General features: G+C 63.4%; 23 protein-coding genes, 1 tRNA gene and 1 pseudogene. 14 read left to right on the forward strand and 11 right to left on the reverse strand.

The features are described from left to right. A complete protein-coding gene (locus HU752_RS22155; protein WP_186675313.1) occupies positions 1-1,287 on the forward strand; it encodes a CitMHS family transporter in 1,287 nt (428 codons plus the stop codon). Positions 1,288-1,392: 105 nt separating this feature from the next. On the opposite strand, the gene HU752_RS22160 is transcribed toward HU752_RS22155, so the two are convergent. Continuing rightward, the gene (locus HU752_RS22160; RefSeq protein ID WP_186675312.1) at positions 1,393-2,667 is read right to left on the reverse strand and encodes a glucarate dehydratase family protein; all 1,275 of its coding nucleotides are present in this window, start codon (positions 2,665-2,667) and stop codon (positions 1,393-1,395) included. 118 nt (positions 2,668-2,785) lie between these two features. Between HU752_RS22160 and HU752_RS22165 the strand changes: the two genes are divergently transcribed. Further along, on the forward strand, positions 2,786-3,706 hold the full coding sequence (locus tag HU752_RS22165) for a LysR family transcriptional regulator (RefSeq protein WP_186675311.1): 921 nt from the start codon (positions 2,786-2,788) through the stop codon (positions 3,704-3,706). Positions 3,707-3,734: 28 nt separating this feature from the next. Here the strand turns inward: HU752_RS22165 and HU752_RS22170 are convergent, their stop codons facing one another. From HU752_RS22170 to HU752_RS22185, 4 genes are all read right to left on the reverse strand, one after another. Next, positions 3,735-4,673, reverse strand: coding sequence for an AraC family transcriptional regulator (locus HU752_RS22170; RefSeq protein WP_225920055.1), 939 nt, complete (start codon positions 4,671-4,673; stop codon positions 3,735-3,737). Positions 4,674-4,684: 11 nt separating this feature from the next. Then, positions 4,685-5,530 carry an oxidoreductase gene (locus tag HU752_RS22175; protein WP_186675310.1) on the reverse strand — a complete coding sequence of 282 codons (846 nt, stop codon included), beginning with the start codon at positions 5,528-5,530 and terminating at the stop codon, positions 4,685-4,687. A 117-nt stretch (positions 5,531-5,647) separates the two neighbouring features. Then, entirely contained in the window at positions 5,648-6,418 is a 771-nt protein-coding gene (locus HU752_RS22180) for an SDR family NAD(P)-dependent oxidoreductase (protein ID WP_186675309.1), read from the reverse strand. An 81-nt stretch (positions 6,419-6,499) separates the two neighbouring features. Next, complete coding sequence (locus HU752_RS22185; protein WP_186675307.1) at positions 6,500-7,333, reverse strand: transporter substrate-binding domain-containing protein; 834 nt, start codon at positions 7,331-7,333, stop codon at positions 6,500-6,502. Positions 7,334-7,669: 336 nt separating this feature from the next. Between HU752_RS22185 and HU752_RS22190 the strand changes: the two genes are divergently transcribed. Continuing rightward, entirely contained in the window at positions 7,670-8,176 is a 507-nt protein-coding gene (locus HU752_RS22190; protein ID WP_186675304.1) for a heme-degrading domain-containing protein, read from the forward strand. 137 nt (positions 8,177-8,313) lie between these two features. Here the strand turns inward: HU752_RS22190 and HU752_RS22195 are convergent, their stop codons facing one another. Both HU752_RS22195 and HU752_RS22200 read right to left on the reverse strand, forming a co-directional pair. Further along, positions 8,314-9,618, reverse strand: coding sequence for an aspartate aminotransferase family protein (locus HU752_RS22195; protein WP_225920056.1), 1,305 nt, complete (start codon positions 9,616-9,618; stop codon positions 8,314-8,316). Positions 9,619-9,738: 120 nt separating this feature from the next. Continuing rightward, a complete protein-coding gene (locus HU752_RS22200) occupies positions 9,739-11,235 on the reverse strand; it encodes a CoA-acylating methylmalonate-semialdehyde dehydrogenase (protein WP_186675300.1) in 1,497 nt (498 codons plus the stop codon). Positions 11,236-11,393: 158 nt separating this feature from the next. Here HU752_RS22200 and HU752_RS22205 point away from each other — a divergent pair, with 158 nt between their 5' ends. The 10 genes from HU752_RS22205 (at position 11,394) to HU752_RS22250 (ending at position 20,957) form a co-directional block, all read left to right on the forward strand. Then, positions 11,394-12,311 carry a LysR family transcriptional regulator gene (locus HU752_RS22205; protein ID WP_186675298.1) on the forward strand — a complete coding sequence of 306 codons (918 nt, stop codon included), beginning with the start codon at positions 11,394-11,396 and terminating at the stop codon, positions 12,309-12,311. Positions 12,312-12,532: 221 nt separating this feature from the next. Beyond that, positions 12,533-13,369, forward strand: coding sequence for a substrate-binding periplasmic protein (locus tag HU752_RS22210; protein ID WP_186675296.1), 837 nt, complete (start codon positions 12,533-12,535; stop codon positions 13,367-13,369). Between the two features lie 55 nt (positions 13,370-13,424). After that, entirely contained in the window at positions 13,425-14,246 is an 822-nt protein-coding gene (locus HU752_RS22215) for an amino acid ABC transporter ATP-binding protein (RefSeq protein WP_186675294.1), read from the forward strand. A 10-nt stretch (positions 14,247-14,256) separates the two neighbouring features. After that, on the forward strand, positions 14,257-14,928 hold the full coding sequence (locus HU752_RS22220; RefSeq protein WP_186675292.1) for an amino acid ABC transporter permease: 672 nt from the start codon (positions 14,257-14,259) through the stop codon (positions 14,926-14,928). 10 nt (positions 14,929-14,938) lie between these two features. Beyond that, entirely contained in the window at positions 14,939-15,604 is a 666-nt protein-coding gene (locus HU752_RS22225) for an amino acid ABC transporter permease (protein ID WP_186675290.1), read from the forward strand. 43 nt (positions 15,605-15,647) lie between these two features. Further along, the gene (dapA, locus tag HU752_RS22230; protein ID WP_186675288.1) at positions 15,648-16,523 is read left to right on the forward strand and encodes a 4-hydroxy-tetrahydrodipicolinate synthase; all 876 of its coding nucleotides are present in this window, start codon (positions 15,648-15,650) and stop codon (positions 16,521-16,523) included. 183 nt (positions 16,524-16,706) lie between these two features. Then, positions 16,707-18,188: an aldehyde dehydrogenase family protein gene (locus HU752_RS22235; RefSeq protein WP_186675286.1), complete on the forward strand. Its 1,482-nt coding sequence runs from the start codon at positions 16,707-16,709 to the stop codon at positions 18,186-18,188. Between the two features lie 9 nt (positions 18,189-18,197). Then, the gene (locus HU752_RS22240; protein WP_186675284.1) at positions 18,198-19,226 is read left to right on the forward strand and encodes a proline racemase family protein; all 1,029 of its coding nucleotides are present in this window, start codon (positions 18,198-18,200) and stop codon (positions 19,224-19,226) included. 148 nt (positions 19,227-19,374) lie between these two features. Then, positions 19,375-20,082, forward strand: coding sequence for a GntR family transcriptional regulator (locus HU752_RS22245; protein WP_186675282.1), 708 nt, complete (start codon positions 19,375-19,377; stop codon positions 20,080-20,082). 119 nt (positions 20,083-20,201) lie between these two features. Then, a complete protein-coding gene (locus HU752_RS22250; RefSeq protein ID WP_186675280.1) occupies positions 20,202-20,957 on the forward strand; it encodes an SDR family NAD(P)-dependent oxidoreductase in 756 nt (251 codons plus the stop codon). 188 nt (positions 20,958-21,145) lie between these two features. Here HU752_RS22250 and HU752_RS31845 read toward each other — a convergent pair. Together HU752_RS31845 and HU752_RS22255 are read right to left on the reverse strand one after the other, a co-directional pair. Next, positions 21,146-21,362: pseudogene (locus HU752_RS31845) on the reverse strand (TonB-dependent receptor); the annotation flags it as partial. A 6-nt stretch (positions 21,363-21,368) separates the two neighbouring features. Continuing rightward, the gene (locus HU752_RS22255) at positions 21,369-22,607 is read right to left on the reverse strand and encodes an NAD(P)/FAD-dependent oxidoreductase (RefSeq protein WP_186675279.1); all 1,239 of its coding nucleotides are present in this window, start codon (positions 22,605-22,607) and stop codon (positions 21,369-21,371) included. A gap of 459 nt (positions 22,608-23,066) precedes the next feature. Here HU752_RS22255 and HU752_RS22260 point away from each other — a divergent pair, with 459 nt between their 5' ends. Then, positions 23,067-24,314: a chloride channel protein gene (locus HU752_RS22260; protein WP_437182383.1), complete on the forward strand. Its 1,248-nt coding sequence runs from the start codon at positions 23,067-23,069 to the stop codon at positions 24,312-24,314. A gap of 109 nt (positions 24,315-24,423) precedes the next feature. Here the strand turns inward: HU752_RS22260 and HU752_RS22265 are convergent. Together HU752_RS22265 and pgsA are read right to left on the reverse strand one after the other, a co-directional pair. Then, positions 24,424-24,499, reverse strand: a tRNA-Gly gene (locus HU752_RS22265). 66 nt (positions 24,500-24,565) lie between these two features. After that, entirely contained in the window at positions 24,566-25,126 is a 561-nt protein-coding gene (gene pgsA / locus HU752_RS22270; RefSeq protein ID WP_186675278.1) for a CDP-diacylglycerol--glycerol-3-phosphate 3-phosphatidyltransferase, read from the reverse strand. Between the last annotated feature and the right edge of the window lie 14 nt (positions 25,127-25,140).

Raw genomic sequence — 25,140 nt, forward strand, 5'->3', positions numbered from 1 at the left:
ATGCTTACGCTTCTGAGCTACACCATGATCGCCTGCTTCATGTACCTGGTCATGAGCAAGCGCCTGTCACCCCTGGTGGCTCTCATCCTGGTACCGGTCGCCTTTGCCAGCCTGAGCGGGTTCGCCCCCCAGTTGGGCCCGATGATGTTCGATGGCGTGAAGATGCTGGCCCCGACCGGGATCATGCTGACCTTCGCGATTCTCTACTTCTGCATGATGACCGACGCCGGCCTCTTCAACCCGCTGATCAAGCTGATTCTCAAGTGCGTGAAAGGCGACCCGCTGAAGATTGTCATCGGCACCGCCATTCTCGGCATCTGCGTGGGCCTGGATGGCGATGGTGCCACGACGTACATCATCACCACCGCCGCGCTGCTCCCCCTGTACCGGCGCACCGGCATGAGCCTCCAGGTGCTGGCAACGGTCCTGCTGCTGACCAATGGCGTGATGAACATCCTGCCCTGGGCGGGGCCCTTCTCTCGCGCCGCGAGTGCCATGCATGTGGACATCACGGAACTGTTCCTTGAAATGCTCCCGTTGATGATCGCCGGGGCAGGCTGGGTGATCTTCGCCGCGTTCTACCTCGGCAGCCGAGAACGTCGCCGGCTGGGCGTCGTGCAGCTCGACCACGATGAAACCATGAGCCACTTCACCGAGTTCAGGCTGACCGACTGGCGCTTCCTGTTCAACGCGGCGCTCACCCTCGCGCTCATCTCGCTGATGATGCTCAACGTCATGCCGCTTGCGATCCTGTTCATGCTCGCCTTCGGCCTGGGCGTACTGGTGAACTTCCCCGACGTGAAGGCGCAGAAGGCGGTCATCGGCAAATACGCCGACAACGTCATGGCGGTGACCTTGCTGATCTTCGCCGCGGGTATCTTCGTCGGGATCATGTCCGGAACCGGCATGATCAAGGCTATCTCGGAGAGCCTGATACACGTCATCCCCGAGTCCGCCGGTCATTTCATGTCGGTCATCACGGCCTTCCTGAGCATGCCGTTCACCTACGTGCTGACCAACGATGCCTTCTACTTCGGCATCCTGCCGATCCTGGCAGAGACCGCGAGCCACTATGGTATCGGCGCCAGGGAGATGGCTATCGCCAGCCTCATCGGCCAGCCCGTTCACCTGCTCAGCCCACTCGTGGCGTCCACCTACCTGTTGTGCGGGCTGCTTGACCTGGACTACGGCGACAACCAACGGGCGTCCATTGGCTGGTGCGTGGGGACGTGCCTGGTGATGTTCGCCACCGCCATCGCACTGGGCACCATCGGGGTCTTCAACTGAAGTGCTTTCCCGGCCTCGCGAGGCGCGGGCAGCCTCATGCCCCGCCTCCCGAACACCAGGTTGCCCGATTGGAGCGAAATGGATGGACCCTCCTGACTTTTGACATCAGAAACGCGGCTTGACGGTTTTCCAGTCCGGCCGGTAGCGCTGCATCTGCCTGACGTCATCGCGCTGGCGAATGCCACAACTCAGGTACTGCTCGTGCAGCTTGCCCAATTGGTCGTGGTCGAGTTCCACACCCAGACCAGGTGCACGGGTGATCGTCACGCAGCCATCGACGATCGGCAGCTTGCCCCCCTTGATCACCTCCTCGTCCGGCTCCTGCCACGGGTAGTGGGTATCGCAGGCGTAGTCGAGGTTGGGCACCGCCGCCGCGACATGGGCCATCGCCATCAGGCTGATGCCCAGGTGGGAGTTGGAGTGCATGGACACCCCCAGGCCAAAGGCCTCGCACATTTTCGCCAGCGCCTGGGTATCGCGCAGGCCGCCCCAGTAGTGATGGTCGGCCAGCACGATCTGCACGCTGTTCAGCGCCACGCTGCGCCGGAACTCATCGAAATCGGTGACCACCATGTTGGTCGCCAGCGGCAGGCCAGTGCGCTTGTGCAACTCGGCCATGCCCTCCAGTCCCGGGGTCGGGTCTTCGTAGTACTGCAGGTCATCACCGAGCAACTGCGCCATGCGGATGGCGGTGTCCAGTGACCAGTTGCCGTTGGGGTCGATGCGCAGCGGCAGACCGGGGAACGCCTGCTTGAGTGCCTTGATGCACGACACTTCATGCTCGGGCTCCAGGGCACCGGCCTTGAGCTTGATGCTCTGGAAACCATGGGCCTCGATCATCCGGCGGGCCTGGGCGACGATCTGCTCCTCGCTGATCGCCTCCCCCCAGCTGTCGGGCGGATAGGGAGAGTCGATGTGCCGGGCGTACTTGAAGAACAGGTAGGCGCTGAACGGAATCCGGTCACGCACCGCACCGCCAAGCACATCCACCAGCGGCACGTTCAGGGAGCGCGCCTGCAAGTCGAGAAAGGCCACCTCGAACGCCGAGTAGGCATTGCTCACCGCCTTGCTGGCATGGGAGCCCGGCGCCAGTTCAGCACCGGCGAGCGTTGCCGGCTGGTGCGCGGCTACCGTTGCCTGGACGATGGCGCGCAGCTGGTTGAGATTGAAGGGGTCGAGCCCGATCAGTTGCGGCTGCACCCGCTGCTGGATCGCCAGCGCCGGCGCGTCGCCATAGCTTTCGCCCAGGCCGATGTAGCCGGTGTCGCTCTCGATCTCGATGATCGAACGCAGCGCGTAGGGTTCGTGGATACCGCTGGCGTTGAGCAGCGGCGGGTCCCGAAAGGCGATGGGGGTGACGGTGACACGAACGATTTTCACGAGTGGGCTCCCTGTAGGGCGGCACGCGAGGCGTGAGGATGGGGTGAGCCGATGATGGACGCGGGTATTGTTGCTGTCTAATCTAACCTGGTATTGGATTGATACCTGGATTGGATCAATGTTTGAACTGACCCAACTGCGTTGCTTTACCACGGTGGCCACGGAATTGAACTTCCGGCGAGCTGCCGAACGGCTGAACATGACCCAGCCGCCCCTGAGCCGGCAGATCCAGCTGCTGGAGCATTCACTGGGTGTCGAGCTGTTCACCCGCACCACGCGCAGCGTCGCGCTCACCGCTGCCGGCCGGGCGTTCTTCATCGAGGCGCAGAACCTGCTGGAGCGCGCGCAACAGGCCGCCGCCAGTGCCAGGCGCTTTGCCGAGGGCGATATCGGTACGGTCAACATCAGCTTCGTCGGCAGCGCGGTGTATGAGTTCCTGCCCAAGGTCATCGCCGAGGCCCGCCTCAAGCAGCCGCATGTGAAGATCGAGCTGTCGGAGATGAACACCTACCAGCAGCATGAGGCCCTGCGTGCCCGACGCATCGACCTGGGGATCGTGCGGGCGCCCCTGCTGGAACCGGGCTACGCCACCGAGTGCCTGGTACGCGAGCCGTTTCTACTGGCGGTGCACAGTGACCATCGCCTCGCAACGGCCGAGTCCGTGTCGATCCAGGACCTGGATGCACAGCCCTTCCTGATGTACGCCCACTCGGCGTATCCACCGTTCAACGAGCTGCTGACCGGCCGGCTGCGCTCGGCGCGCGTCACGCCACAGTACGTGCAGTGGCTGGGCTCATCCCTGACCATCCTGGCACTGGTCAACGCGGGCATGGGCCTGGCGCTGGTACCGCGATGCGCCAGCAGCGTCGCATTCAGGAACGTGGTCTTTCGCGAAATCGACCTGGGCGAAGGGGTGCAGAGCGAACTGCACCTGATCTGGCACCAGAACAACGACAACCCGGCGTTCAGCATGCTGCTGGAAGGAATCCGTACAGCCGCCCGCGAGGGGTGGCCGGCGACAGCCCCGTTGACAGCATAATGACAGTGTCCAACGTGTTATCCGGGCGCTAGTGCGAAGAGACAAAAATCGACGGTGTGTTCGACTGCGGCAACGCGTACGTCGCCTTCATCCATGCAATCTCGGCCTGGGGCGTGCGACCAAAGAATCGCTTGAACTCCCGGCTGAACTGCGAGGCGCTTTCATACCCCACATCGAACGCCGCAGCCGAGGCCGTCACCTCATTGCGCAGCATCAGTAACCGCGCCTGGTGCAGCCGCGTGGACTTGAGGTACTGCAAGGGCGAGGTGTCGGTGACGCTCCTGAAGTGCCGGTGAAAATTGGGCACGCTCATGCTGGCTTCCTGCGCCAGGGCCTCGACGCTCAATGGCTCCCGGTAGCAGCTGTGGATCTTGCGGATGGCCCGGGTCACCTTGCCAAAATGACCTTGCTGGCCAAGTGCGGCACGCAGGGAGCCGCCCTGCTCGCCAGCCAGGACGCGATAGTAGATTTCACGCACCAGCGACGGCCCGAGAATCCTTGCCTCGACGGGATGGTTCATGGCCTCCAGGAAGCGCAGGGTGGAGTCGCGCAACCCATCGTCCATCATCGAGGAGTACAGGCCCTTGGGCTGCGAGGACGGGGGGCCGAACGTCCGGTCGATTTCCACGACCAACTCACCCGCCAGCTTGAAATCCAGCCGCATGTACACGGCGAGCATCGGTTCATCCTCGCTGGCGTCGGTCTCCATCGTGAAGGGCACCGGGACGGAAACAACCAGGTACTGCTGGGCATCGTAGACATAGACGTCCTCACCCAGGTACCCGCGCTTGCGGCCCTGGCACAGGATCACGATACCGGGCTCATAGAGCACCGGCGTGCGGGTCAACGGCCGGTTGGAACGCAGGAAGCGTATGTCATCCAACGGGCTCAGGTTGTAGCCCTCGAGCGGCGCCAGCTGCTCCATCAGCCGCACCATGCGTTGAGCGCGATCCGTACCACCCGCCATGCTCGCCCTCCCTACAGGCCCCTGTCACTGTCCGTCGAACGGGTCAGCGTTTCCCATTGTTCGATATCTTTCAAGGACTGCTCCAGCTTGCCACGCACCAGGCCCAGGGCATCACTGCCAAGCAGCAGGTGGGCGGGCGGGTGGCTGCTGGCTATCAGCGCCAACAGGGCCTGCGCCGCCTTGCGTGGATCCCCCAGTTGCTTGCCACTCTTCGCTTCACGGGCCTTGCGTATGGGGTCAAAACTGGCGTCGTAATCGGCGATGCTGCGCGGTGTGCGCTGCATCGAGCGTCCGGCCCAATCGGTACGGAACGAGCCCGGTGCCACTGCCGTGACGAAGATGTTGAACGGGCCGAGTTCCTTGCTGAGGGTATCCGAAATGCCTTCCAGCGCGAACTTGCTGCCACAGTAATAGGCAATGCCCGGCATGGTGATCGTACCGCCCATGGAGGTGATGTTGATGACATGACCACGGCGGCGCTGGCGGAAATAAGGGACGAAGGCCTTGGTGACGGCGACGGCACCGAACACGTTCACGTCGAACTGCCGGCGCATCTCCTCCAGCGATGACTCTTCGAAAACACCCTCGTGACCGTAGCCGGCGTTGTTGACCAGGACATCGACCGGGCCGTGGCGCTGCTCCACCTCGGCAACGACGCTATCGATACGCGCGAAATCCGTCACATCCAGGATGACCCCATGGGCGCGCCCGGGCGACAGCGCTTCGAACGCCTGCAGGGCGTCCTGATGACGGACCGTTCCGATCACCCGGTGCCCAGCCATCAATGCCTCGCTGGCCAGTGCCTTGCCAAAGCCGCTGCTGATACCGGTGATGAACAGGGTTTTAGAGTTGCTCATGAAGAATGCCTCCTGGTTGATGGCGCTCATGGTAGTGACCATGCGGCAACCACCCCATGCCGGATCATCTACAAACCTTGCCTATTCCTATCAACCAGAAAGCCTGGGGCGGCAGCCTTATCGAATATAGCTGCCGCCGTTGACATCCAGCGTCGCCCCGTTGAGTGACGCCTGGGATGGCCTGAGCACGAACGCCACCAGCTCGGCGACTTCCGCCGGACTGGCCATGCGTCCAACCGGGATATCCGCTGTCGCAGCGGCCTCGCCATGCTGGGCAATGAACTGCTCGGCCATGTCCGTACGTACCCAACCGGGCGCAATTGCCACGGCGACCACCCCGTCTCCGGCGACACTGCGCGCCAGGGATTTGGTCAGGTTGATCAAGGCGGCCTTGCTGGTGCCATAGGGCAAGGCATCGGCCGCATAGCCACGCTGGGCGGCACGACTGGCCATGTTGATGATGCGCCCGCCACCGTGGGTACGAAAATGCGTCACGGCCTCACGGCACAGGTCGGCGGCCGCGAAGAAGTTGACCTGGAACTCGCGGCGCCACGCGGCACGCCACTGCGCAGACGGCGCATCCAGGGGAATCTCGGTACGAATGCCGGCGTTATTGACCAGACCGTGGATGCGCCCGCCACAAAGTTCCAGCGCGGCCTGCCACAACTGCTCGGGCCCGGTCTCCTCGCTCAGGTCACCGTGGACGATCCAGCCTTGACCGCCGATACGCTCGAGCAGGCGCTGCGCGCCCTGGGCATCACGGCTGTAATGGATCAGCGGCCGAGCGCCTTCGGCTGCCAACTGCTCGACGATCGCGGCGCCGATGCCACCGGAAGCGCCAGTGACCAGGACGGTCTGCCCGGCCAGGGGGCCGTTGAAATCACTCATGTGTGCTCTACTCCTTACTCCTGAGAATCGACAGTGCCGCCCGCCAGGGTGAAGTGGGCGGCACATTCCGCTTGCGAACAGCTATTTCGCGGCGTTGGCCTCGATCGATGCCTTGTCCACCAGTTGCTGGATATCGCCGGTATCGCGTTTCTGCCGCAGGTAGATGTTCAGCACCTCCAGGTCCGCCGGCGAGATGTCACGGCGCACACCAAACGACACGCCCTGCTTGGCCAATGCCGGCTTGGGCAGGATTTCGCGTGTCCAGCCGGGGTTGGCCAGGGCGAACAGGTGGTTGGTATCGCTGGCATCGACCAGCACATCGGCCCGCTTGGACATGACCGCCAGGCGTGCTTCATCCATCCCCGGCAGGCGCATGATCTTGCCACTGTGGATCACCGAGGAAATGGCCTTGTCCTGGGCGGTTCCCGACATCACGGCGAAGGTCAGGTCGGGCTTGTCCAGGGCCGAGATATCGTCCTTGACCTCTGCCAGCTTGGGGTTGTCCTTGTTCACCAGCAGCGAGACCTGGTAGTCGGTCGCCGGCACGGTGAAGGCCACGGCCAGCGCACGTTCCGGGGTCTGGTTGAGGGCCATCGCCAAGTCCCACTTGTTGCTCTGCAGCCCGGCGACCAGGTTATCCCAGTTGGTGTCGACGAAGGACACCTTGACCTTCAGGACCTTCTCGCCGAAGTCGCGGCACAGATCAACGAAGTAACCACTGTAGTCACCTGTCTTGGCATCACGCATCACATAGGGTGCGGCCACTGCGGCACCACATCGCAACACACCAGCCTTCTGCACGTCTTGCCAGACCGAGGACTCGGCAGCCTGGGCCGCCGACTGGGCCAGCAAGGCACCGCACAGACCGGCACCGACCAGGAAAGCCTTGAGGGAAGAAGAACGTGGAAGAACCATTTTAAACCTCACTGAATAGTCATTGTTTTTGGCAGGAAGGTAAGGCGCTAAACTGCATGCGATTTTGTGTGCATGCTTGCACTCAGAATAAAAACTATGAAAGTGGCTGTCAATTCCCTTCTCGGGTGCCGCAGTGGGTGTTTGTATCTGCCCTGAAATTTCTGCGGGTCACCGGCATAGGGATTCACTTGGGGAAAGTGACCAGCCTCTATTAACGAAAGTAGAATCAAACATGAGCGTGAGAAAAAATATATTTAACTCACCCATTGATTCAGCCCAAGCTGCAGGGATCAGTCAGCCCAAGCCCCACGAAGGGCCAGATAGAAGGAGATCGGGATGAGCCTCGACGACGACCTGACACGCTTGATTCGCCAGGAAGAAGTCCTTCAATTTCCACATTTCGATGAGGGCAGTGCCTGGCAACTCGGCTCTTTCCTCTACGAACAGGCCGTGGCCGAGGCATGGCCCCTGGTGATCGATATCAGGCGCTTTGATCGTCCGCTGTTCTTCGCCGCTCGCCCCGGCATCACCTCCGACAACCATGACTGGGTGAGGCGCAAGAACAACACCGTCCAGCGTTTTCTGCGCAGCTCCTATCGGCTCAGGTACCAGTTGGCACTCGACGACCAGGACATCACGCAACGCTATTGTCTCTCGCCGGCCGACTACGCCAGTGTCGGCGGAGGCTTCCCGATCATCGTGCGCGGCGCCGGCGTGATCGGTTCCGTGACCGTCTCCGGCCTTCCCGACCGACAGGATCACCAGATCATCGTCGATGCGCTGTGCCAACTGCTCGGCCATGACCGCGACGCGCTGGCACTACCGACCGAGTGCCCGCTCTAGCAGGTCGACCCGCCATCGCGAGATCACCCGGCCTGCGCGCAGAGCCTCCGGCGACGCGCAGACCGGCTGAATACGTAACGCACCCGGATATCCCTCCGGGTGCGCACAGGGCGGCTGGTGGTCGAACCTGTGAATGGTCAGCCCAGTACGGCGCCGATCACTTCATCGAGGATCGCGATACCGGCCTCGACCTCGGCCAGGCTGATGATGCAGGGCGGCGCTACATGGATGCGGTTGTCGACCACGAATGGCAGCAGGCCCCGCTCGATCAGGGCAGCCTTGAGCGCTTGCATCGTCTGGGCTGCCAGGGGTGCTCGGGTGTCTCTGTCGCTGACGAACTCCAGCGCCCAGAACACCCCGGCCCCGCGCACTTCGCCGATCGACGCATGACGCTGCTGCAGGTCACGCAGGCGAGGCCCCAGGCAGCGGCTGCCGATGTCCAGGGCATTTTCCACGACACCGTCCTTGCGCATCGCATCAATCGCCGCGACGATCGAAGCCATGGCCAGCGGGTGCCCGGAGTAGGTCAGGCCACCGGGGAAGAAATGCGTGTCGAAGTAGTTGCTCAACGGCTCGGAGATCACCACGCCACCGACCGGCACGTAACCCGAGTTCACCCCCTTGGCAAAGGTGATGAGATCCGGCACGACACCATAGTGCTCGAGTGCAAACCACTTGCCGGTCCGGCCAAAGCCAGCCATCACTTCATCGAGGATGAGCAGGATACCGAATTCGTTGGCCAGCTCGCGAACGCCCTGCATGTAGGCGGCAGACGGCATCAGTACACCCGCGGTGCCCGGCAGGCTTTCCAGCAGAATGGCGGCAATCGACTGGGCCCCTTCGCTCTCGATCACCCGACGCAGGTGACGCAGGGCACGCGCGGTTTCCTCGGCTTCGGTCTGCGCATGGAACTCGCTGCGATAGAGGTAAGGCGTGAAGAAGTGCACATGACCGCGCGCGTACTCGTTGGGTACACGACGTGGATCACCTGTGGCAACGATCGCCGACCCGGTATTGCCATGGTAGGAGCGATAGGACGACAGCACCTTGTCCCGCCCGGTGAACAGTCGCGCCATGCGAATCGCGTTCTCGTTGGCATCGGCACCGCCATTGGTGAAGAAGACTTTCCTGAAGCCTTCGGGCGCCTGCTCGATGATGCGCTTGGCCGCTTCGCCGCGCATGTGGTTGGCCGTTGCCGGGGCGATGGTCGTCAGTGTGGCGGCCTGCTCCTGGATCGCGGCGATCACCGCCGGGTGCTGATGGCCGAGGTTGGTGTTGACGAGCTGGCTGGAGAAATCCAGGTAACGCTTGCCGTCGTAGTCCCACACCGTGCAGCCTTCACCGCCGGCGATCACCAGCGGGTTGAGGGTGCCCTGGGTCGACCACGAGTGGAAGACATACTCGCGATCCAGATCTTTCACGTATTGATTGGTAATCGGCATGATGCTCATCGACCTCGTTGTTAAATAAGCCCGCACGCTTGCGCGACGATGAGCGCCTGCGCCATCCCGGCTACAGCCCCAGACAGCGAATGACGCAGGCACTCGAACGGTACGCCAGCCTCAGCTGTTGCTCGGGAAAGCAAATTGCGCCGCTTCATGGCTGGTGCGTTTTGGCCAGCGCTGGGTGATCGCCTTCTTGCGGGTGTAGAAGCGCACGCCATCCGGACCGTAGGCATGCAGGTCGCCAAACAGCGAGCGTTTCCAGCCACCAAAGCTGTGGTAGCTCACCGGCACCGGCAGCGGTACGTTGACGCCGACCATGCCCACTTCGATTTCGTCGCAGAACAGGCGGGCCGACTCACCGTCACGGGTGAAGATGCAGGTACCGTTGCCGTATTCGTGATCGTTGATCAGCTGGATGGCCGCTTCCAGGCTGTTCACGCGTACCACGCACAGGACCGGGCCGAAAATCTCCTCCTTATAAATGCGCATCTCGGGCGTGACGCGATCGAACAGGGTGCCGCCGACGAAGAAGCCCTCCTCGTTACCCGCCACCTTGAAGCCACGCCCATCCACGACCACCTTCGCCCCCGCCGCCACACCGTCATCGATGTAGCCCAGTACCTTGTCGCGGGCTGCGGCGGTGACCAGTGGCCCCATGTCCAGGCCACAGGACGTACCGGCACCGATCTTCAGCGCCTTGATCTGTGGAACCAGCTTGTCGATCAGCGCATCCGCCACCGGGTCGCCTACGCAGACCGCGACCGAGATGGCCATGCAGCGTTCGCCGCAGGAGCCGTAGGCCGCGCCCATCAACGCACTGACGGCGTTGTCCAGTTCGGCATCCGGCATCAGTACCGCGTGGTTCTTCGCCCCGCCGAGGGCCTGCACACGCTTGCCACGCTTGGTGCCCTCGGCATAGATGTACTCGGCGATCGGCGTCGAGCCGACGAAGCTCAGCGCCTTGACTTCGGGCGCCTCGATCAGCGCATCCACCGCTTCCTTGTCGCCATGCACGACGTTCAGCACGCCCTTGGGCAGGCCGGCCTCATGCAGCAGCTCGGCGATCAGCAGGGTCGAACTCGGGTCGCGCTCGGAAGGCTTGAGGATGAAGCAGTTGCCGCAGGCGATCGCCAGCGGGTACATCCACAGTGGCACCATGGCCGGGAAGTTGAAGGGCGTGATCCCCGCCACCACGCCGATCGGCTGCAGGTCGCTCCAGGCATCGATGTTCGGGCCGACGTTGCGGCTGTACTCGCCCTTGAGGATCTCGGGAGCCGCCGAAGCGAATTCGACGTTCTCGATACCCCGCTTGAGTTCGCCCACGGCGTCTTCGAGGGTCTTGCCATGCTCTTCGCTGATCAGCTGGGCGATGCGCTGCTCGTTCGCCTCCAGCAGTTGCTTGAAGCGGAACATCACCTGGGCACGCTTGGCCGCCGGCGTGTTGCGCCAGGCCGGGAACGCCGCCTGGGCGGAGTCGATGGCCTTGCGGATCGTGGCGCGACTGGCCAACCCCAGCGTGTGGATGGCCTGGCCGGTGGACGGGTTGAATACATCCGTGGTGCGAGCATCGTCAGCAACAGGCTCACCGTGGATCAAATGCTTGATAGTTGCCATCTTCATTCCTCAACGCTTGATAACAAGCAGCTTGTACAAGAAGCCTCCCCCCACGAAGGCAGCGGATCAGGGAGAGGGGTCATGCGCCTAGCTTGTGCCGGAAGGTCATATGCGTTAAATCTATTTCTTCTTTAACTCAGTTATCGGAAAACTCACGTATGACAAAAAAAATGCCTTTGCATCAGGTCAGCGATTTCGACCTAAGGCTCCTGCGAGTTTTCAAGACCGTGGCCGAGTGCGGGAGCTTTTCGGCGGCGGAAAGCGTGCTCGGTATCACCCGCTCCGCCATCAGCCTGCACATGGGCGACCTGGAGAAACGCCTGGGCATGCGCCTGTGCCAGCGTGGCCGCGCCGGGTTCGCCCTGACGGACGAGGGGCGCGAAGTGCTGCGTGCCGGCGAGACCGTGCTGGTGGCCATCGAGGGCTTTCGCAGCGAGGTCAACCAGATGCACCAGCAACTGCGCGGTGACCTCAACGTGGCCATCGTCAACAACCTGGTGACCCAGCCCAAGATGCGCATCACCCATGCGCTCAAGGCCGTGCGCCGCGAGGGCGCCGGCGTACGCATCAACCTGAGCATGAGCACCCCGGGAGAAATCGAGCGCGGGCTGGTCGACGGCCGGTTGCACGTCGGCGCGGTGCCGCTGATCACCCCCCTGTCGGGCCTGGACTACAGCCTGCTCTACGAGGAACGCTCGAACCTGTACTGCAGCCATGAGCACCCCCTGTTCGCCCATGCAGCGGGAGTCAGCAACGACGACCTGATACGCGCCGACGCCGTGGTGCCCACGTACCGGATGACGGCGGAGGCGATCGGCCTGCACCAGCTGTTGAACGTCGCGGCCTCGGCAACGGACCGGGAAGGCATCGCGTTCCTGATCCTGACCGGCAGCTACATCGGTTTTCTGCCGGACCACTACGCCGCCACGTGGGTGGAGAAAGGGCTGATGGCCGCCCTGGACCCCGGCCGCCTGTACTTCGACTCCAAGCTGGCCGTCGCCACCCGCAAGGGTCGCCGACCGAACCTGATCCTCGAGCGCTTTCTCAACGAACTGCAGCTGACCAGCGCCGCCTGACCGCCCCTCCCTCCCCGACTCCCCCCCTGACGCCCTCATTCGCCCCGGTGCGCGAATGGGGGCGTTTTGCTTCAAAAAATTCTTTGCGACGTGTTGACAGCTCCGCCGATATCGAAATAGCCTGAATGCATCGCTGCACACAATTCAGCATCCACAAAAACAACATTCGTTTCTTTGCTTGCTCTTCTGTCTACAAGAACAAATCACCGGAGAGATTCAAAATGGCACGACCCTTCATCCGCACCCTCGGTGGTGGCGCTGCTTGCCTGGCAACAGCCCTGGCTTTGCTGGCCCAGCCCTACGCACACGCCGAAACCGCCACCTGGGAGAACGCCCACAAGACCGGCGTACTACGCTGCGGCGCTGCCGTCGCCGCGCCCTACGTGATGCGCGATCCGGCCACCGGGCAATACAGCGGCTACTTCGTCGACCTGTGCCGCGACTTCGCCGAGCATGTGCTCAAGGTCAAGGCGCAGTTCGTCGACACCAGTTGGGACAACCAGGTCGCCGGCCTGCAGAGCGGCAAATGGGACATGGCCATGGCCCTGAACAAGACCCCGGAGCGGGCGCAGGCGGTGGCCTTCTCGGTGCCGGCCACGGACTACCAGATTTCCCTGCTGATCAACGAGAAGAACCCGAAATTCAGCGGCGCCGGCAACAGCCTTGCCGACTATGACAAGGCCGGCGTGACCATCGCCGTGATTTCCGGCACGGCGGCCGACAAGGCGGTCTCGGCCGCGGTCAAGCGCGCGACCCTGATGCGCCTTCCCGGCTCCGACGAAACCCGCATGGCCCTGATGTCGCGCCGCGCCGACGTGCTCGCCGACGCCAACGACACCAACCACCTGTTCGCCATGGCCAACAGCTGGACCCGTGAAGTGCTCCCGGTACCAGCCCTGGCCAAGCAAGGCGTGTCGTTCGCCCTGCCGCTCGGCACGCCTGCCGAGGACCTGGCACAGCTCGATGCCTACCTGACTCAGCGCCGCGAGTCGGGCGAGATCGACAAGCTGGTGGACAAGGCATCCGCCGAGATCATCGCGGGCAAAAAAGCTCAGTAACTCCTGCTGACATACCGGGGGCCCCGGTCAGGCTGCCCTCGCGGAGAAGACGGTAATGAACACCCCTCATTTGGTGGCTGATCAGCCACAGGCTTCGCTCATCCCGAATTCGTCACACCCTGGCGACTTCATCCAACTGCACGACGTCTGCAAGGCGTATGGCGAGCAGTTGGTGGTGATGGACCGGATGAACCTGGACATGCGCGCCGATGATCGACTGGTCATCATCGGCCCGTCCGGCAGCGGCAAGAGTTCCCTGCTGCGTGTGCTGATGGGACTGGAGGGCATCCAGGGCGGGAGCATCCGGTTTCAGGGCAAGCCCTACATCGATGGCAGCCGCAAGCTGGGCAAGCCGCTGGATGAAACGCTGCACAAGCAGATCGGCATGGTGTTCCAGCACTACACGCTGTTCCCCCACCTGTCGGTGCTGGGCAACCTGATCCTGGCACCGGTCAAGGTCCATGGCCTGAGCAAGGCCGAGGCCACCGAAAAGGCTCGTGCCTATCTGGCCCGCCTGGGCCTGGAAAGCAAGCTGCACGCCTATCCCAGCCAACTCTCCGGTGGCCAGAAGCAACGCGTGGCGATCGCCCGCGCGCTGATGCTCGAACCCAAGCTGATGCTCTTCGACGAAGTGACCTCGGCCCTGGACCCGGAGATGGTCATCGAGGTGCAGAACGTGATGATGCAACTGGCCGAGCAGAAGATGGCCATGATCATCGTCACCCACGACATGCACTTCGCCCGCAACATCGCCACGCGCGTGGTGTTCTGCGCCAACGGCAAGGTGGTCGAGCAGGGTCACCCGGACCAGCTCTTCACCAGCCCCCGCGAGCCGCGCACCCGCGAATTCCTGGAAAAGGTCCTGCACCTGGATTGAGGTCTTGGCGATGAGCTACCAATTCGATTTTCATTTCCTGAGCGGCAGCCTGCCGGCGCTGCTCGACGGGCTCAAGGTCACCCTCGAACTGGCCCTGGTGTCGAACCTGATCGGCCTGACCTGCGGTTTCGTGCTGTGCCTGATGACCCTGAACCGCTGGTTCTTCATTCGCTGGCCGGCCCAACTGTTCATCGAGTTCTTCCGTTGCACACCGGCACTGCTGCAGATCGTCTGGTTCTTCTATTGCGTGCCGATGCTGTTCAACGTGTTCATCGACCCGATCGCCATGGGCTTCCTGGCCCTGGGCCTGAACCTCACGGCCTTCAACGCCGAAGCCTATCGGGCCGGCGTCCAGGCGGTGCCGCGCGAGCACCTGGATGCCTGCGTGGCCCTGGGCCTGCGGCCCTGGCAGCGCACCCTGTACGTGATTCTGCCGCAATCGCTGCGCAGCGCCCTGCCGGTGCTCATCACCAATGGAATCGGCACCCTGCAGCAAAGCGCGCTGGTCGCCATCGTCGCGGTCGCCGACCTGATGTACGTGGGCAAGAGCCTGGCCACGGAGGCCTATCGCCCACTGGAAACCTACACCCTGATCGCCCTCATCTACTTCGCCTTGTCACTGCCGATCGCGCAGTTGGTGCAGTGGTTCGAGCGGCGCCAGGAACTGGCCGCCCAGCGCTGAGGAGCCCACCATGCCACTCGATTTCTCGGTTGTTCTGAACTACTGGCCCGTGCTGCTCAAGGGGCTGGCCCTGACCCTGGCCTTCACCGGCCTGTGTGCCCTGCTCGGCAGCCTGCTCGGTTTCGTGGTCAGCCTGCTGCGCCAGGTGAAGACGCGCCTGGTCCGCCTGCCGCTGAGCCTGTATGTGGAGTTCTTCCGCGGTACGCCGCTGCTGATCCAGCTGTTCTGGGTGTTTTTCTGCTTCCCGGTGGTGTTCTCGGTGGACATCCCGCCCTACGTGTCGGTGCTGATCGCCCTGACCCTGTACATGGCGGCGATCACCAGCGAAACCTTCCGTGGTGCCTTGAAATCCATCGCCAGCGAGCAGCACGACGCCTGCACCGCCCTGGGCCTGACGTCGAAGGTCAAGATCCTCTACGTGATCTTCCCCCAGGCCCTGCTGCGCGCCGTGCCACCGCTGCTGTCGAACGTGGTCAGCCTCTTCAAGGAAAGCGCGCTGATCTCCTCGGTCGGGGTCGCCGACCTGATGTTCGTCGGCCAGAACATTTCCAACAGCACCGCCCGCCCGGTCGAGTTCCTCTCGGCGGTCGCGGTCATCTACTTCCTCGTGGCCTTCCCGCTGACCCGCCTGGTCGGCGTGGTCGAGGGGCGGCTGCTGCGCCGCTATGCCTACTGAAGCCACGGCCACTGAACTTTACCCACCCAAGGAGAGAATCAACATGAAACTGAACGGCATCCTGCCCGCCCTGGTCACCCCATTCGACGCCGCCGGCAAGGTCGATCACGACACCCTGGCCGCGATCCTCGAGCACCAGCTCAAGGCCGGCGTCAGCGGCTTCGTGCCCCTGGGCTCGACCGGCGAATACTATGCCCTGACCAACGAAGAGCGTCGCCAGATCCTGGCGACCGTGAAAGAAGTGGTCGGCGATCGCGGCACCCTGATCGCCGGCGCCAACGGCTCGTGCACCCGTGAAGTGCTGGAGCAGATCAAGCAGACCGTCGATGCCGGCTACACCAACCTGCTGATTGCCCCGCCCTACTATGCCCTGCCTTCCCAGGAAGAGCTGCTGGCCCACTACCAGACCATCCTGGAGACCTTCCCCGAAATCAACGTGGTGCTCTACAACTATCCGATCCGCACCAATGTCGAAGTCGGCCTGGACGTCATCGCGCAACTGCACCAGCACCCACGCGTCATCGCGATCAAGGAAAGCAGCGGCAACCTGCTGCGCGCCATCGAGATCGGTGAGAAGTACAAGGGCATCCAGCTGTCCTGCGGGTCCGACGACCAGGCGCTGGACTTCTACCTGTGGGGTGCCGACAGCTGGATCTGCGGCCCGGCCAACATCTTCCCGGAGAAGGTCGTGGCGTTCCACAAGGCCTTCACCGGCGGCGACATCCGGGGTGCCCAGCAGATCATGCGCAGCCTGTTCCCGGCCATGGCCAACCTGGAAAGCGGCAAGTTCGTCCAGAAGGTCAAGTACGGCACCGAGCTGGCAGGCTTCAAGGTCGGCAATGCACGCGCCCCCCTGCTGCCGCTGACCGACGCCGAAAAAGCCGAGTTCCGCAAAGTTTTCGAGGCTTCGCAACATTGATGCAATGGGGCCCCACGCAGGCCCCGCAGTACCGGCACGCCTGTTGGCACGCCCCGTTCGCACCGGGAGCGCGCCGGCAGGCGGCGTCGATCATCGAGTCGCACAACCAGCCCTGCCTGCGGGCGGCTGAAGAATAATCAAGGCCCCCGGCCTGCGCACCCGCGTGCTACCAGGAGCAACCGCATGAACCGCTACGACCAGTTCTACATCAATGGCCAATGGGTCAGCCCCCTCAACGGTGGCAGCTTCAACTCGTACGACCCGAGCGATGAAAGCCTGATCGCCACCGTCGCGTCCGGCAGCGCCGAAGACGTCGACGTCGCCGTCAAGGCCGCCCGCGCCGCCTTCGACGAAGGCCCCTGGCCACGCCTGAGTGGTGCCGAACGCGGCGCCTTCCTGCGCAAGATCGCTGACGGCATTCGCGCCCGCCAGGAAGAACTGGCCACTCTCGAAGTACGTGACAACGGCAAGCCGTTCCCGGAAGCGATGTGGGACATCGGGGACACGGCGGGCTGTTTCGATTTTTATGCCAACCTGGCCGAAGAGCTGGACGCCCAACGCGAGAAGCCCGTGGCGCTGGCCGACGACCGCTTCAGCTCGCTGGCCCGTCGCGAGCCCATCGGGGTGGCCGGGGCCATCGTGCCCTGGAACTTCCCGATGCTGATGGCTTCGTGGAAGGTCGCCCCGGCCCTGGCGGCCGGTTGCTGCATCATCCTCAAGCCGGCCGAGCAGACTTCGCTGACGGCCCTGGAACTGGCACGTATCGCCGACGAGGCAGGCCTGCCGGCCGGCGTGCTGAACATCGTCACCGGCCCGGGCTCGAGCGTCGGCGCGGCGATTACCGCACACCCTGGCGTGGACAAGCTGGCCTTCACCGGCAGCGTGCCGGTGGGCAGCCGGATCATGCAGGCGGCCGCCCAGGACATCAAGAACGTGACCCTGGAACTGGGCGGCAAGTCGCCGTTCGTGATCTTCGCCGACAGCGACATCGAACAGGCGATCGAATGGATCATGTTCGGGATCTTCTGGAACAAGGGCGAAGTCTGCTCGGCCACCTCCCGGGTTCTGGTAGAGCGCTCGGCGTACGAGCCACTGCTGGCCCGCCTGGCCGAGGAGACACGCAAGATCAGGATCGGCAACGGCATGGAAGAAGGCGTGCTGCTCGGTCCGCTGGTCAACAAGAACCAGTACGACGGAACCCTGCGGGCCATCTCCCGCGGTCTTGAGGAAGGGGCCCGCCTGGTGTGCGGTGGCGAACGCCCTGCCCATCTGGACAAGGGCTTCTACCTGCAACCCACCGTGTTCGCCGACGTCCCGGAAGACAGCTGGATCTGGAACGAGGAGATCTTCGGCCCGGTGGTCTGCATTCGTCCGTTCGACACCGAGGAAGAAGCCGTGAAGTCGGCCAACAACTCGCGTTTCGGCCTGGGTGCCGCTGTAATGTCGAAGGACCTTGAGCGCTGCGAGCGCGTGGCGCGCAGGTTCCGTGCCGGTATCGTCTGGATCAACTGCTCGCAACCGACCTTCACCGAAGCACCGTGGGGCGGCTACAAGCAGAGCGGTATCGGCCGTGAGCTGGGTGAATGGGGCCTGGGCAACTACCTCGAAACCAAGCAGATCACCCGCTACGACAGCCAGCAGCCCTGGGGCTGGTACATCAAGTGAGGTAACGCCATGCGTTGGAAACAGACACTGCAACTGGCCGAAGTGCACTGCGAGGGTGAAATCGGCAAGGTCATCACGGGGGGCGTCCTGGGTATCCCGGGCGCCACCATGCTGGACAAGATGAACCACATCAACGAGGTCGACGACCGCCTGCGTCGGCTGGTGACCCTGGAGCCGCGTGGCTGCCTGCAGATGTCGGTGAACCTGTTGTTGCCACCGACCCGGCCAGAAGCCCATGCCGGTTTCATCGTGCTGCAGGCCGACAAGGCCCACCCGATGTCGGGCAGCAACTGCATCTGCGTCGTCACCGCCCTGCTCGAACTGGGCATGGTGCCGATGCAGGAGCCCGAAACCACCGTGGTGCTCGATACACCAGCCGGCCTGGTCACCGCCCGCGCCCAGTGCGCGGACGGACGCTGCCTCAACGTGTCGCTGGACATGGTGCCGTCGTTCGTCGAACACCTGGACCTGCCCATCGAGACCGAGGCCTTCGGCACGATCAGGATCGATGTCGCCTTTGGCGGCGTCTACTACGCACTGGTCGACGTCGAGCAGACCGGCTTGTCCATCGCCCCGGAAAATGCCCGGGCGCTGGCCGATGCCGGCGTGGCACTCAAGGAGGTGATCAACCGCCAGTTGAACATCCAGCATCCGCTGCTGCCGTCGGTGAACGAAGTCGCCTACGTGATGTTCCGCAACCGGCTGGACGAACGCACCTACCAGACCTGCACCACCCTGCCCCCCGGCCGGGTCGACCGCTCGCCCTGCGGTACCGGCAGCTCCGCCAACCTCGCGACCCTCGCGGCGCGCGGACTGGTGCAGCCGGGAGACCAGCTGGTGTCGCGCTCGACCATCGGTGGGCAGTTCCAGGTCTCCCTGCTGGGGCACACCGACGTTGCCGGCCGGCCCGCCGTGCTGCCGAGAGTGACCGGCCGCGCCTGGCTGTACGGGCTGCAGCAGATGGGCGTCGATCCCGACGATCCCCTGGCCGGCGGTTTCATGCTCAGCGATACCTGGGGCAGCGGACTGGGCCGATAGCCCTGCGCCTGCCGAGCCTGGAGCAGTCCCAGGCTCGGCACCTGGATGGGCATCACCCGATGCCCGTACGGGGCGGAGCGATGTTCAAGCAGCACCGAACCAGAACAAGACTGCCCTGCATCATGGGCGGCAGATCAACCGAGACCTGATGATGGCCAAGAATAACGATCCGGAAAGCGGTGTTCGCCGCCACAGTGGGCGCTACATCTACGAAGAACTGCGCAGGCAGATCCTGACCCTCAAGCTCAAGCCCGGCGAGCAGTTGGACGAGGTCTCGCTGGCCGCCCAGTTCGGACTCTCCCGCTCTCCCGTGCGCGACGCATTGGCACGCCTGATCACCGAAGGCCTGGTGGTCATTCTGCCCAATCGCACGACCCTGGTGACGCCTTTCGAAATCGAGGCGTTCCCCAACTACATTTCCGCGCTGGACCTCATCCAACGGGTGGTCACTCGCCTGGCTGCCACCCAGCATCGCCCGGAAGACCTGGAGCTGATTCGCAAGGCCGATGCCGCCTATCTCAAGGCCGTGACGGATGGCGACTTCCAGGCCATGTCCGAGCTGAACAAGGCTTTCCACGTGGCAATCGCCCAGGCCGGGCGCAACCCCTACTTCGTCAACTATTACGAGCGGCTGCTGGGGGAAGGACAGCGCCTGCTGCACTTGCACTTCGACCACGTGGTCAGCTCGGCCAGCAGCCATCGGCTGGGGCGCGACCATGACGAAATGATTCAGGCGATCGCCTCCCGGGATGCCGATGCCGCCGAGGCCGCCGCTCATGAGCACACCCTGCTGTTCCAGCGCCGCTTCCTCGACTACATGCAACAGAACCTCACGGCGCACATGAGCATCGCCTGACCTCACCCTGCGCCTACACCGCTGATAGCCGGCCCCTGCCCGCCTCGCGGCTGCCGGTTTGCTTCACCCCTGACCCGATCGAAGGCAACACCACAGACATCAAGCCCAAGGAGTCGACGATGAACCGATTCGAGAACAAGACAGCAATCGTGACCGGCGCTGCCGGCGGCATTGGCTCAGCCATCGCCGCCCGGCTGGCCAGGGAAGGAGCCACGGTGGTGGTCAGTGACGTCAACCTGCAAGCGGCGCAAGCGGTGGTCGCGACCATCGAGAGCAGCGGCGGCAAGGCCCTCGCGCTGGCGGCGGACATCGGCGCAGGCGAGGCCTGTCGCTCATTGGTCACTGACGTCATGGAACGCCTGGGACGGATCGACATCCTGGTCAACAACGCCGGGATCAACCGCCGCGGAAACCTGCTGGCGCTGAGCGAAGAGGATTGGCATGCGAGTTTTGCGATCAACCTGGACTCGATGTTCCACCTGTGCCGCGCAGTGCTGCCGATCATGATCGAGGCCGGCGCCGGCGCGATCGTCAACACCGCTTCGCAATGGGGACTGTATCCGGCCCCAGGACACATCGCCTACAACGTCACCAAGGCCGCCGTCGCCTCGTTCACCCAGAACCTGGCACGCGACTATGCCCCGCAGAATATCCGGGTCAACGCCGTATGCCCGGGAGAAATCCATACCCCCATGCTCGAGGCCGGGGTGCTCCGGTCGGGACGGACGATCGCCGACCTCGACCGGATGGTGCCACTGGGCCGGATCGGCAAGCCGGAGGAAGTCGCCGCGCTGGTCGCGTTCCTGGCCTCGGACGAAGCGGCGTTCATGTGCGGCTCGCTGGTCGAGATCACCGGAGCCCAGGCGGTCGCCTGAGCCGATGGACCTGTCGCGAGCCCCGCTGCCCGCGACAGGTCGCCGTTCACTGGAACCGGTACTCGAACCCGGCCCCTGCGTACCACGCGCGACCCGGAGCGGCCTCGTAGTAGCGTGCGTTGCGGTCGCCGACGATGACCGATCCCACGTACTGTCGATCCAGCAGGTTGTCGAGCGGGACGCCAGGCAGGAAGCGATGTCCCGCTCGTCACGCCGCAATGCACCCTTGACGCCCAGTTCGCTGCCACTGAAGTTCTGGTAGCCACGACGCTCATCCGTGCTCTGGTCGTAATCGACGCCTGCGGTGATGGTCTGGTTGCCCGGCACCTGGGTGACGGGCTGGATCCAGCGCCAGGTTCCGCCGTGGTACTCGCGGTCGAAGTCCACCACTGCACCACCCCGCTCGGCCTCCTAGAAGCGGTCCACGCGATAGGGCGACATGTCGATGGGCGGTTGCTGGCCCAGCATGAGATCGACCATCAGGCGGCCAGTGGTCGCGGCATAGGTCAGGCCGAGGTGGCCGTGACCGCAGGCATACCACACGTTGCCGCGGGCCGCCGAACGCCCCATGACCGGGACGGTATCCGGCAATGCCGGACGGTGCCCCATCCACTCGGAAGTGCTCTGCACCTTCAGCTCAGGCAGTGCTTCCTGTGCGCGCTTGACCAGGATTTTTGCGCGACGGTAATTGGGCGCCGCCTCCAGCCCGGCCATTTCCACCGTCCCACCGATTCGGATCCCCCCTGCGGTGGGGGTGACCATGAACGCCTTCGCGGGCCAGATGATCGAGTGCTTCATGGCGATGCCAGGCGCCATGACCTGGGTGTGATAGCCACGCTCCGTCTCCAGTGGAATGGGCTCGCCCAACAGCGACGACAGCCGCGCCGTATAGGCCCCGGCCGCCAGCACGACCTCCTGCGCCTCCAGCGAACGGCCATCCTTGAGACGCACGGCCGCGACCGAACTGCCGGTCTGGTCGAATTGCACCACCTCGCCCTTGATCACGGTTCCGCCCAAGGCCTTGAACTGCTCCACCAGTTGCCGGACCAGCTCGTAGGGGTCCGAGATCGAGCGGTTTTCCGGGAACAGCACGGCCTTGCCGATCTGTGAGCCCAACGCTGGCTCAAGCGCCTGAAGCGCATCACGACCCAACACCTGATGCTCGAACCCGAAGCGCTCCAGCACCTCGATGTGTTCGCGATCAGCGCGGAACTCGGTCTCATCGGTGTAAAGACTGAGACAGCCTTCGTTGCTCATCATGTGTTCCAGGCCGGTTTCCTTGAGCAGTTCGGCCAGGTCCTCGTGCACTCGCGAACACAACCTGGCGCCGGCCGCCTCCAGCTCCCGGACCTTGGAGGGCCGGCTTGCAGAGAGGAAACGCAGGAACCAGGGCATGAGCTTGAGCATGTAGCTCGGTCGTATGGCAATCGGCCCTTCCGGATCGAGCAACCACTTGGGCATCTGCGACCAGATGCCGGGACGGGAGGCCGGCATGAACTCGGTCACGGCGATGCTCGCCATGTTGCCAAAGGACGCCCCTTTCCCTGGCTCATCCCGATCGACCAGTACCACGCGCTTCCCGTGCCGCTGGAGTTTGTAAGCAATGGTGGTACCGATGATGCCAGCACCGACGACGACGATTGGGCGCACGAGAGCTCCTCGCTATTGTTATTGACGGATCGTAATGGGCGTCCAGGCACAGGGCCTTGCCTGGCTGGACTCAGGCCAGACGGGCAAAAATTCAAATGCATGCAGCGCTGAATACAAAATAGGAAATCGGCCTTTCCGTGTCAATCGCCGCCAACAGGCTACTCGGGAGCGGACACAGCCCTCTACGCACGGCGGCCTCCAGCACCCGCCAGATACGCCGGACACCTCGTTTTTACGTGAGTTTTCCCTGGAGTGACCGTCAGGAAAAATAGACTCAACTCCTCAACTGATCGCGCAGCACTGACCTTGCACCGGAAGAAGTACGACATAATCCAGGGGAGCAGAATTGTCGGAGTTTCCATCTTGCCGCACCCCGAGCCCACCCCGTCTCCCATCGGGTCGAATCAGCGTCGCCCAAGTCGTTTCGTCTACGGTTGGTGGCGTACCTGGCGACAGCGAATTGCCTTCTGGGTCGGCGCCCTCCTGGTCGGCCTGGTCGCCTTGGCGTTTACCTGGATTGCCGACCATGCCTACGCCATTTTCGATGCCGCGACAGGCCGCCACCCCTGGCTTCCCCTGGTCGTGACACCGACAGGTTTCGCCCTGCTCGCCTGGTTGAGCCATCGATGGTTCGCCCAGGCCAGGGGGAGCGGCATTCCACAAGTCATCGCCGCCCTGGAATCGCCCACGCGCCGCTTCCGTCGCCAGGTGCTGGCCCTGCCGGTGGCGATTGCCAGGATGACCCTGACCACCGGGGCCCTCCTGGTAGGAGGCTCCGTAGGCCGCGAAGGCCCGACCGTGCATATCGGTGCTTCCATCATCCATGCATTCGGCACCCGGCTGGGCCTGCACGGTCGACGCACCGTTTCCGGGCTGATCCTGGCAGGCGGCGCGGCAGGCATCGCCGCCGCCTTCAACACACCGTTGGCGGGTATCGTCTTCGCCATCGAGGAACTCAGCCGGACGTTCGAGCAACGTTTCAGCGGCCTGGTGCTGACGGCCGTGGTCATCGGTGGAATGGTGACGTTGGGGTTGATGGGGCACTACTCCTATTTCGGTGAAATAGGCGCCCTGCTGCCCCATGGCTGGCAATGGGCTTCGGTGCCGGCTTTCGGTGTGCTCGGAGGCCTGCTTGGCGGTCTCTACGTCAAGCTGGTGCTTCCCAGCGATCGGGGCTGGATCGGCAAACTGTGTGCGATACGCGGTCGATGGCCGATCACCTTTGCAGCCACCTGCGGCCTGCTGCTGGCGATCATCGGCCTGCTGTCGGGCAACCATGTGTTCGGCACCGGCTACGCCGAGACACGCGCCTTGCTCGAAGGCCATCCGGTCACCGGGGATAGCTTCCTGTTCTTCAAGTTCCTGGCCAATGTCGTGTCGTATCTGGCCGGTATTCCGGGCGGATTGTTCTCGCCGTCGCTGAGCGTCGGTGCAGCGCTATCGCCACTGCTTTCGTTCATTCCCGAGTTCGATACCCAGACAGGCGCACTGCTGGGCATGGGCGCCTACCTGGGCGGCGTGACTCGCTCTCCGCTCACAGGCTCCGTGATCGTTCTCGAGCTCTCTCACAGTCCCGACCTTGCCATTCCGCTGCTGGCTGCGGGACTGATCGCCTCGACGGTCTCGGGGTGGATAGCGCCGGTTTCGCTCTATCATGCGCTGGCTCAGCAACTGAGCCGGAAAGTGGAGGATGCCCGGGCTCCCTGAGCCCGCTGTCGTTGAGGGCGTCGCCGTAAAAGGCACTGAAACGAAAAAAGGCCCCGAAGGGCCTTTTTTCAATCGCTTGCAGAATCATGTTTGACTCTGAAGCTTAATTTGGAGCGGGAAACGAGACTCGAACTCGCGACCCCGACCTTGGCAAGGTCGTGCTCTACCAACTGAGCTATTCCCGCGTCGTCTTGGTGATGCGCATTCTATAGAATCTACGCACCACGTCAACCCCTTGATTCAAAAAAGTTTTATTTATTTTCGCCATTGATCCGCAGATGCGGCCAGGCGGCCCGCAGATACTGCACCATCGACCACAGTGTCAGGCCCGCGGCGACCATCAACAGGGCGTAGCCGACCACGACCCAGAAGCTGAGATCCGATGGGTTGGCCAGCAGGATGACCAGCGCCAGCATCTGCGCAGCGGTTTTCCACTTGCCCATTTTCGAAACCGCGACCTGCGCCCGCGCGCCAATCTCGGCCATCCACTCGCGCAGGGCCGATACCACGATCTCACGCCCGATGATTACCACCGCCGGGAAGGTCAGCCAGAAGTTGCCATGCTCCTGCACCAGCAGGACCAGGGCTACCGCCACCATCAGCTTGTCGGCTACCGGGTCCAGGAACGCACCGAACGGCGTGCTCTGCTCCAGGCGTCGTGCCAGGTAGCCATCGAGCCAGTCCGTCGCAGCGGCAAACGCGAAGACCGAACTGGCTGCCATGTAGCTCCACTGGTACGGCAGGTAAAACAACAGAATGAAGATCGGGATGAGTACAACGCGCAGAACGGTGATCAGATTAGGGATATTCATCGGCACAACTGGCT

The sequence above is a fragment of the Pseudomonas vanderleydeniana genome (genome assembly GCF_014268755.2).
Taxonomy (GTDB): domain Bacteria; phylum Pseudomonadota; class Gammaproteobacteria; order Pseudomonadales; family Pseudomonadaceae; genus Aquipseudomonas; species Aquipseudomonas vanderleydeniana.

Bases quoted from the DNA above. Each gene is read 5' to 3' on its own strand.
- HU752_RS22155 (WP_186675313.1), top strand. From the start codon at position 1: ATGCTTACGCTTCTGAGCTACACCATGATCGCCTGCTTCATGTACCTG.
- HU752_RS22165 (WP_186675311.1), top strand. From the start codon at position 2,786: ATGTTTGAACTGACCCAACTGCGTTGCTTTACCACGGTGGCCACGGAA.
- HU752_RS22170 (WP_225920055.1), bottom strand. From the start codon at position 4,673: ATGGCGGGTGGTACGGATCGCGCTCAACGCATGGTGCGGCTGATGGAG.
- HU752_RS22175 (WP_186675310.1), bottom strand. From the start codon at position 5,530: ATGAGCAACTCTAAAACCCTGTTCATCACCGGTATCAGCAGCGGCTTT.
- HU752_RS22180 (WP_186675309.1), bottom strand. From the start codon at position 6,418: ATGAGTGATTTCAACGGCCCCCTGGCCGGGCAGACCGTCCTGGTCACT.
- HU752_RS22185 (WP_186675307.1), bottom strand. From the start codon at position 7,333: ATGGTTCTTCCACGTTCTTCTTCCCTCAAGGCTTTCCTGGTCGGTGCC.
- HU752_RS22190 (WP_186675304.1), top strand. From the start codon at position 7,670: ATGAGCCTCGACGACGACCTGACACGCTTGATTCGCCAGGAAGAAGTC.
- HU752_RS22195 (WP_225920056.1), bottom strand. From the start codon at position 9,618: ATGCCGATTACCAATCAATACGTGAAAGATCTGGATCGCGAGTATGTC.
- HU752_RS22200 (WP_186675300.1), bottom strand. From the start codon at position 11,235: ATGGCAACTATCAAGCATTTGATCCACGGTGAGCCTGTTGCTGACGAT.
- HU752_RS22205 (WP_186675298.1), top strand. From the start codon at position 11,394: ATGACAAAAAAAATGCCTTTGCATCAGGTCAGCGATTTCGACCTAAGG.
- HU752_RS22210 (WP_186675296.1), top strand. From the start codon at position 12,533: ATGGCACGACCCTTCATCCGCACCCTCGGTGGTGGCGCTGCTTGCCTG.
- HU752_RS22215 (WP_186675294.1), top strand. From the start codon at position 13,425: ATGAACACCCCTCATTTGGTGGCTGATCAGCCACAGGCTTCGCTCATC.
- HU752_RS22220 (WP_186675292.1), top strand. From the start codon at position 14,257: ATGAGCTACCAATTCGATTTTCATTTCCTGAGCGGCAGCCTGCCGGCG.
- HU752_RS22225 (WP_186675290.1), top strand. From the start codon at position 14,939: ATGCCACTCGATTTCTCGGTTGTTCTGAACTACTGGCCCGTGCTGCTC.
- dapA (WP_186675288.1), top strand. From the start codon at position 15,648: ATGAAACTGAACGGCATCCTGCCCGCCCTGGTCACCCCATTCGACGCC.
- HU752_RS22235 (WP_186675286.1), top strand. From the start codon at position 16,707: ATGAACCGCTACGACCAGTTCTACATCAATGGCCAATGGGTCAGCCCC.
- HU752_RS22240 (WP_186675284.1), top strand. From the start codon at position 18,198: ATGCGTTGGAAACAGACACTGCAACTGGCCGAAGTGCACTGCGAGGGT.
- HU752_RS22245 (WP_186675282.1), top strand. From the start codon at position 19,375: ATGATGGCCAAGAATAACGATCCGGAAAGCGGTGTTCGCCGCCACAGT.
- HU752_RS22250 (WP_186675280.1), top strand. From the start codon at position 20,202: ATGAACCGATTCGAGAACAAGACAGCAATCGTGACCGGCGCTGCCGGC.
- pgsA (WP_186675278.1), bottom strand. From the start codon at position 25,126: ATGAATATCCCTAATCTGATCACCGTTCTGCGCGTTGTACTCATCCCG.